The organism is Shewanella sp. 11B5, from assembly GCF_002836795.1.
Lineage (GTDB): Bacteria > Pseudomonadota > Gammaproteobacteria > Enterobacterales > Shewanellaceae > Shewanella > Shewanella frigidimarina.
Genome location: NZ_PJAP01000361.1, coordinates 1 through 8,316, shown reverse-complemented (window position 1 = coordinate 8,316; position 8,316 = coordinate 1). Strand labels below are relative to the sequence as shown.

The 8,316-nt window shown below is 40.2% G+C and carries 8 protein-coding genes; 4 read left to right on the top strand and 4 right to left on the bottom strand.

Translation table 11 applies throughout. The features are described from left to right. Positions 1-288: 288 nt before the first annotated feature. Positions 289-1,143 carry a bifunctional methylenetetrahydrofolate dehydrogenase/methenyltetrahydrofolate cyclohydrolase FolD gene (gene folD, locus CXF78_RS08030; protein WP_102036468.1) on the top strand — a complete coding sequence of 285 codons (855 nt, stop codon included), beginning with the start codon at positions 289-291 and terminating at the stop codon, positions 1,141-1,143. 98 nt (positions 1,144-1,241) lie between these two features. Here the strand turns inward: folD and cysS are convergent, their stop codons facing one another. After that, complete coding sequence (gene cysS / locus CXF78_RS08025; protein ID WP_102036467.1) at positions 1,242-2,624, bottom strand: cysteine--tRNA ligase; 1,383 nt, start codon at positions 2,622-2,624, stop codon at positions 1,242-1,244. Positions 2,625-2,767: 143 nt separating this feature from the next. On the opposite strand from cysS, the gene CXF78_RS08020 reads away from it, so the two are divergent. Both CXF78_RS08020 and CXF78_RS08015 read left to right on the top strand, forming a co-directional pair. Further along, positions 2,768-3,262, top strand: coding sequence for a peptidylprolyl isomerase (locus CXF78_RS08020; protein ID WP_011638050.1), 495 nt, complete (start codon positions 2,768-2,770; stop codon positions 3,260-3,262). Between the two features lie 2 nt (positions 3,263-3,264). Next, positions 3,265-3,990, top strand: a complete 726-nt coding sequence (locus CXF78_RS08015; protein WP_102036466.1) for a UDP-2,3-diacylglucosamine diphosphatase — start codon at positions 3,265-3,267, stop codon at positions 3,988-3,990. A 65-nt stretch (positions 3,991-4,055) separates the two neighbouring features. On the opposite strand, the gene miaE is transcribed toward CXF78_RS08015, so the two are convergent. Further along, complete coding sequence (miaE, locus tag CXF78_RS08010) at positions 4,056-4,823, bottom strand: tRNA isopentenyl-2-thiomethyl-A-37 hydroxylase MiaE (RefSeq protein ID WP_102036465.1); 768 nt, start codon at positions 4,821-4,823, stop codon at positions 4,056-4,058. A 358-nt stretch (positions 4,824-5,181) separates the two neighbouring features. Between miaE and CXF78_RS08005 the strand changes: the two genes are divergently transcribed. Then, positions 5,182-5,778, top strand: coding sequence for a Yip1 family protein (locus CXF78_RS08005; RefSeq protein WP_011638064.1), 597 nt, complete (start codon positions 5,182-5,184; stop codon positions 5,776-5,778). 68 nt (positions 5,779-5,846) lie between these two features. Here CXF78_RS08005 and glnS read toward each other — a convergent pair whose 3' ends face one another. After that, on the bottom strand, positions 5,847-7,517 hold the full coding sequence (gene glnS / locus CXF78_RS08000; protein WP_102036464.1) for a glutamine--tRNA ligase: 1,671 nt from the start codon (positions 7,515-7,517) through the stop codon (positions 5,847-5,849). Between the two features lie 158 nt (positions 7,518-7,675). Beyond that, on the bottom strand, positions 7,676-8,316 hold a 641-nt coding region (locus CXF78_RS07995; protein ID WP_308302242.1), incomplete at its 5' end, for a nucleoside recognition domain-containing protein.

The window sequence follows — 8,316 nt, the reverse complement described above, 5'->3', positions numbered from 1 at the left end:
ATCTTACGTTGTTTTCGAAACACATATTATCTATAAACAATAACGATGTTGTCCCGAGAACGGAGCGCATATTAACGAGTCACTTTGCTATCGTCAACGATTTTTTTAACCCTAAATGCTATATGTCGAATTTAACAGCAAAAATCGTGATTAGCATCATAGCGCGAATAGTTTATTCACTGTATTTTCCACGTCTAGCAAATGACACCCTTCAATACGCCTGCTAGAATAACGGCCGATCGACAATTGACTTCAACACCTGCGTCACTCAAAGGAAACTCTACAGCCATGACTGCTCAAATTATTGACGGTAAAGCCATTGCACAATCTATTCGCACCACACTAAAACAAAAAGTAACACAACGTAGACAAGCTGGATTTCGCGCGCCAGGACTTGCGGTTATTTTAGTGGGCAGTGATGCCGCATCTCAAGTCTATGTTGGCAGTAAACGTAAAGCTTGTGAGGAAGTCGGTTTTGAATCGCAATCTTTTGACCTTGACACCGAGACAACCGAAGCAGAGCTATTAGCGCTAATCGATGAGTGTAATGCCAATCCAAGCATTGATGGGATTTTAGTACAGCTGCCTTTGCCCGCTCATATTGATGATTCAAAAGTCATTGAACGTATTCGCCCAGATAAAGATGTTGATGGTTTTCATCCCTATAATGTTGGCCGTTTAGCTCAACGCATCCCAGTGCTCCGCTCTTGTACGCCGATGGGTATTATGACGTTAATCAAATCAACCGGTATAGATACCTATGGTCTTGATGCTACTGTAGTAGGTGCGTCGAATATTGTTGGCCGCCCAATGACACTAGAATTATTATTAGCCGGTTGCACAACAACAACCTGTCATCGTTTTACCAAAAACTTAGAACAAAAAGTGCGTCAAGCAGATTTATTAATCGTTGCCGTTGGCAAACCTGGATTTATTCCTGGTGACTGGATCAAACCAGGCGCGATTGTTATTGATGTTGGTATCAATCGTTTGGAGAACGGCAGTTTAGTGGGTGATGTTGAATTTAATGTTGCCGCTGAAAAGGCTGCATTTATTACGCCGGTTCCTGGTGGAGTTGGCCCAATGACGATAGCAAGTTTATTAGAGAACACCCTATACGCATGCGAGCAGTATCATAGTTAACTAAATCTCAGATTAGCAAATCTCAGATAAGCCAACCATGCTGATTAATAACAAAAAAGCCTGCTATTGCAGGCTTTTGTTTTTATACTTGAAGTAAACTACTTTTTACGCCATGTTGTGCCGCTAGGGCCGCCATCTTCTAACTCAACGCCTAACTCGTTTAAGCGATCGCGGGCCACATCCGCTGCTGGCCAATCTTTTTCAGTACGGGCACGGTTACGCTCAACGATAAGCGCTTCAATTTCTGCCACTTCATCGTCACTGCCCTCCCCCTTAAAGAAAGCTTCTGGCGTCTGGCTGATAAGGCCAAGCACATCAGCTAATTGCTTCAAGCTAACACCTAATGCCGATGCCGCTGCCATATCGGTTGTTTTAAGACGATTGATTTCACGTACCATCTCAAATAACACGGAATAGGCTTCAGGAGTATTAAAGTCATCATCCATTGCCGACTTAAACTTGGCTACAAACGCTTCAGCAGGCGCAGCATCAACTGTTAAGTCTAAACCTTTAAGCGCAGTGTATAAACGCTCTAGCGCTGCACGAGCTTGCTTTAAATTGTCTTCAGAATAATTTAACTGACTACGATAATGACCAGATAATAAGAAGTAACGTACAGTTTCAGCATCATAATGCTTAAGCACATCTCGAATGGTAAAAAAATTGTCCAGTGATTTAGACATTTTTTCACGATCAACCATCACCATTCCGGTGTGCATCCAGTAATTAACATACGGGGTATCGTGAGCACAGCAAGACTGTGCAATTTCATTTTCATGATGTGGAAACTGTAAATCAGACCCGCCACCATGAATGTCAAAGTGTAAACCTAGATGTTTACTGTTCATGGCTGAACACTCAATGTGCCAACCTGGGCGACCTGGTCCCCAAGGTGATTCCCACGTTGGTTCACCCGGTTTAGACATTTTCCATAACACAAAATCCATAGGATTGCGTTTAGCATTATCTATCTCAACGCGAGCACCGGCTTGAAGCTGGTCTAGGTTTTGACCTGACAACTGTCCGTACTCAGGGAATGATGCAACGCTGAATAATACATCCCCATTACTGGCTACGTAAGCATGATCGCGATCGAGTAAACGCTGAACCATATCGATAATTTCTTCAATATGTAACGTTGCTCGAGGCTCAAAATCTGGACGTTTCATGTTCAAGGCATCAAAATCTTGGTGCATTTCGGCGATCAAACGCTCAGTTAGCGACTCACAAGATTCGTTGTTTTCAGCCGCCCGTTTGATAATTTTGTCATCAACATCGGTAATGTTGCGCTGAAAATTCACCTCATAACCGATATAACGTAAATAACGCACTATCATGTCAAACGAAACAAAGGTACGCCCATGACCAATATGACATAAATCGTAAATGGTTACGCCACAGACGTACATTCCGATTTTACCTGGATTTATTGGTTTAAATTCTTGTTTATCACGGCTAATACTATTGTAAATCTTTAACATCGATTGTTCTCTTTTACACTAATTTATAACGGGAAATGTTATCGCTGAGTCTAACATGATGTCACCTGTTTTGAACACTGCACTTTATGCGGCAGTTAAGATAAGTTAGAATCGCGCAAATTATTATTTTCAAGTGAGACAACATGATTACTTTACATACCAATATGGGCGATATTACTTTACAGCTAAATGAAGAAAAAGCGCCAATTACCGCGGCTAACTTTATGCAGTATGTTGAAGATGGTTTTTTCGAGGGTACTATTTTTCACCGTGTTATTGACGGTTTTATGATCCAAGGTGGTGGTTTCACTGAAGATATGAGCCAGAAAAGTGTTAAAGCATCAATCAAAAATGAAGCCAACAATGGTTTATCTAACCGTAAAGGCACAGTTGCCATGGCGCGTACTTCTGATCCGCACTCAGCAACAGCACAGTTTTTCGTTAACGTAAAAGACAATACTTTCCTTGATTTTAAATCAGAAACTTCACAGGGCTGGGGTTATTGTGTATTTGGTGAAGTGGTTGAAGGCTTAGACATTATTGAAACAATCAAAAATGTTGCCACTGGTAATAATGGTATGCATCAAGATGTACCATTAGAAGCCATTGTGATCAAAAGCGTTAGCGTTAAAGCGTAATTTTGAAGAAAACAATCTTTGTAGGCGATTTGCACTTAAGTGCAGATCGCCCAGATATTACTCAAGCCTTCATCTATTTCCTAAACCATGGTTTAGACAATACTGAAGCGCTTTATATCATCGGCGATCTATTCGAAGTTTGGATGGGTGATGATATTGCAGAATCCTTTACCATTGCCATCGCAGAAGCAATCAAAACAGTATCGAATTCAATACCTGTATATTTTACTCATGGTAATCGTGACTTTATGGTTGGCAAACAATTTTGCCTACGAGCGGGCATGAAAATATTGCCCGAAGTGTATTGTATCAACTTGTACGGTGTTAACACTGTGATTTTACACGGTGATAGCCTTTGTACCCTTGATATTGCTTATCAGCGATTCAGACGCTTTCGAAGTCTTGATATAGTGCGATGGGTTTACTCCCACCTACCTAAAAAGACACGCTTAAACATTGCGGCAAAAATTCGTCAAAAAAGTGTTCAAGGTAATCAACAAAAACATTACGAAATCATGGATGTTGAGTCAAGTGCTGTTACTGCGCTATTGGCAAGTACTGGTTGTCAAAGAATGATCCATGGTCATACTCATCGCCCAGCTATTCATCAACTCACGGCACAAGAACAACGTGTTGTGGTCGGTGATTGGTATACTCAAGGCAGCGTATTAAACGTCAGCGAGAAAGGTTGCGAGTTAGTAACATTGCCCTTTTCTGAAACAAACTAGGCTCACTTAACGGTATCAATGTTGATTTCATCAGTGAGTCTTGGTTTATATCGCGCACTTGTTGGTTATTGTGGCGGTAAACCGCTGTGAAAACGAAACTCGCTATCTTCTGTCAAAATTAATTCCATTTCTTTGTTGCGAAAATAATCAATCCGTTCACTGATATCTTCACCTGCAATATCCTCAGCAAGAGCCAAATAGTCTTGAAAATGTCGAGCTTCTGAACGAAGTAATGAAGTATAAAACTTGGCGAGCTCATCATCTAAGTGCGGCGCAAGTTTGGCAAATCGTTCACATGAACGCGCTTCAATAAACGCACCAATTATTAACTTATCAATTAACGTAAGTGGCTCATGAGTCCGCATATGAATAATTAACTGTTTGGCGTAACGACCAGCACGAATATTACTGTAACCGATGCCACGCGCAGTCATAATTTGTAAAACTTGTTCAAAGTGATGAAACTCTTCTTTAATCAAACGCACCATTTTACTCATTAAATCAGTGCTATTAGTGAGACTTTTATTGGCCAATAATTCACTAGTGATGTCATTCTTTTTGCTATCTCGAGCTAAAAATTCGTGAGCATTTCGGTCTTGTTGATAAACGAAATCTTCATAAGGCTTTGCCCAGGTCTTTAATAGATGTGAACTACTTTTATCAATCGCATATTTGCGGATCATTAACATTGCAGTTTGTGCAGCTTTAAGTTCACAGTTGCAATGATCAATCAGTAATGCAGTGAGTTGTTCGGGTTGTTTAGCTTGTTCGACCCAACGGTTTGGCGTCTCACAACCTAAAAAGTCGTAAATAGGGACAAGTAATTGCTGCATAAAATGGATAATCCTTTCAAAAATCTATGTTCATTTTACCTTTAGAGCGATCTTTTCTGAAGCCAAAAACATAATACAACTTGACGAAAGTCTAATTATGTTCAATAATAAGCTGAGCATCTAATTTAACGATTTAATAACAGATGCCATCGATCACCTTAAATGATGATTCTAAATTGGGATAGAGTCATAACTTAACAACATAGATGTTGGCAATGGAACCCTCTCAGTGTTATGCCAACACCATTCCCCTGTTGATAAGTAGATGTGGACTGATTAAGGCGATTGGTAAAAAGCTGTAGTCAGTTCGTCGTTGTTTGGCGAGCTAGGTCAAAAATGCTAAACAAGGATAACTATAATGGTATTGAATCACTTAATGGGACTTTACACTCATCCAAAAAAAGAGTGGCACACAATTGAAAAGAATCACGAAGCGCTAAAGAGCAGCTTGAGTCATGTATTGCTTATCGCACTGATCCCTGCAATTTGTGCTTATTTTGCGACTGCACACATTGGTTGGCATCCCGGAGCCGGAGAGCTTCTGTTTCTAACATCAAAAAGCGCACTATTCATGTCTGTTGGAATGTATTTCGGCTTGATTATTGGCGTTATGGCTCTTGCTTATCTAGCATATTGGATGGGCAAAACATTTGATGCTGATCCAACTTACACTCAAGCTCTCGAATTAGCGTCCTATACTGCAACCCCATTATTTATGGTTGGTTTAGCGGCACTCTACCCCGTGTTATGGTTCATTATGATAGTCGGTTTGATTGGCTTGTCTTATTCCGTTTATCTACTGTATGCAGGTGTTCCTATTATTATGAATATCCCTGAAGAAAAGGGTTTTATTTACGCTAGCTCAGTGGTTACTGCAGGTCTTGTACTATTAGTGGCACTGATGGCAAGTAGTGTCATTTTATGGAGTATTGGCTTCGGGCCGATGATGCAATAATTTATTGATTATTGAAAAATAAAACAAAAAAGGCGCATTTAGCGCCTTTTTGTTATTCATAATGCTGATTACGCAAAGGTATCTCTTAACGGTACCGTTAAGTTAAACACTAGATGTTCAGCGCTTGAATCTTTACTGTCTGCACAGAAATAGCCTTCTCGCTCAAATTGAAACGCTTTCTCAGCCGGAGCATTGACTAAACCAGGTTCAACGAGTCCCTTCACTACTGTGAGTGAATTGGGATTTAGCACTTCATCAACAGTTTCAAAAGCAGCAGGATTTTCACTGGTAAATAAACGGTCATACAAGCGAAACTCAGCAGGTTTCGCTGTTGAGGCTTCAACCCAATGAATAACCCCTTTAACTTTACGTCCATCAGCAGGGTTTTTACCTAAAGTATCTGCATCGTAAGTACAATAGACTGTAGTAATATTACCATCTGCATCTTTATCACAACGTTCAGCTTTGATAATATAAGCGTTACGTAAACGGACTTCTTTACCTAAAACAAGTCGTTTAAAGTGCTTATTAGCTTCCTCTTTAAAATCTTCAACATCAATGAATAACTCTCGTCCAAACGTCAGTTCACGCGTGCCCATGGCTTCATTATTTGGATGAGCAGGTGCTGTAATAGTTTCAGGCTGTGCATCTGGGTAGTTTTCAATAACAACTTTAATCGGTCTTAATACTGCCATTGCACGAGGTGCATGTTCATTTAATTCTTCGCGAATACACGCATCTAACATGCCGACTTCAATTAAGTTTTCTTGCTTGGTAACACCAATACGTAAGCAGAACTCGCGAATAGAAGCTGATGTGTAACCACGACGACGTAACCCAGCGATAGTTGGCATACGGGGATCGTCCCAGCCATCAACCAATTTACGTGTGACTAAATCGTTTAGTTTACGCTTAGACATCAAAGTGTATTCAAGATTTAAGCGTGAAAACTCATATTGACGAGTGCGATTTGGTGCTTGGAAATCATTTAAATGATCTAATACCCAGTCATATAAACGACGGTTATCTTGAAACTCTAAAGTACATATCGAATGAGTGATATTCTCAATAGCATCAGAGATACAATGAGTAAAATCGTACATTGGGTAAATGCACCACTTGTCGCCTGTTTGATGATGATGAGCAAATCGGATACGATAAATAATAGGATCGCGCATACACATAAAGGGTGATGCCATATCAATTTTGGCACGCAGAGCACATTCACCTTCTTTGAACTCTCCCTTACGCATTTTTTCAAATAACGCGAGATTTTCTTCAACACTGGTGTCACGGTATGGGCTGTTTTTACCCGGCTCTTTTAATGAACCGCGGTACTCTCTGGTTTGTTCGCCATTTAAGAAGCAAACGTACGCTAAGCCTTTGGTAATGAGCTCAACTGCATATTGATGTAGTTGATCAAAATAGTTTGATGAATAACGGATATCGCCAGACCATTCAAAGCCTAACCAACGCACGTCTTCCTGAATAGACTTAACATAATTGATGTCTTCTTTTTCAGGGTTTGTATCATCAAAACGTAAGTTACATTGACCTTGGTAATCTTTTGCAATACCAAAATTTAAGCAAATAGATTTAGCATGGCCAATATGTAAATACCCGTTAGGTTCTGGTGGAAAACGTGTATGTACTTGGCTGTGCTTACCGCTTTTTAGGTCTTCGTCTATGATATTACGAATGAAGTTACTTGGACGTACTTCGGTGTCCACATGACTCATGGAATTCCTCTTGGCGCACAATGGCAATATGAATAAAAATAGATGATCCTACAGATCTTATGTAGTTACAACTGCTAGTACCGAAAAAGTTAGCTTGTTAAAGCAAATAAACCCAGCAAAGCTGGGTTTATTGTTTAATTCAAACATATTTCAGTTAACTATTCCGTGACAATTCGTATTCCAGGAATAATTTGTTGTGCTTTGCGACCTTTCTTATTTAACCAGAAATAAAACACAACCAAAGCCATGACAAAGAAACTGATCCAACTAGCAGACTGTACCGGATGCTGATTAAATGTAGCCCCTTGGTAAACCACTGTTGCTGAACCATAAGCTAATGAAAATGTCCAAATTGCAGCAAAACGGGCCCACTTCGCACCAAATTCATGAACCAAGGCCCCCATTGCTGCTACACAAGGTGTATAAAGCAAGATGAACAACAAGTATGAGAATGCGGCTATCTGGCTTTTAAAGCCTGTTTGAAGCGCACTGAAGGTAGATGTATCAACAGATAACTCCATTGCTGCTTCATCTAAATCTGTGATACCTGCAATCGCAATTGATAATGGGTCACCAGGTTCAATACCTAATAAGTTTGTTGGAATTGTCGCTAAGCCGACTTTAACACTGTCCCAAATAGACAATAACTCTTCATCATCACCTGCTGAGGTGCTATATAAACTGTTTAATGTACCGACTACGGCTTCTTTAGCAAAAATACCGGTAATAATACCAACAGTTGCAGCCCAATTGTCTTGTTCTATTCCCATAGGAGAAAACAGCGGTGTGATTTGTTGGC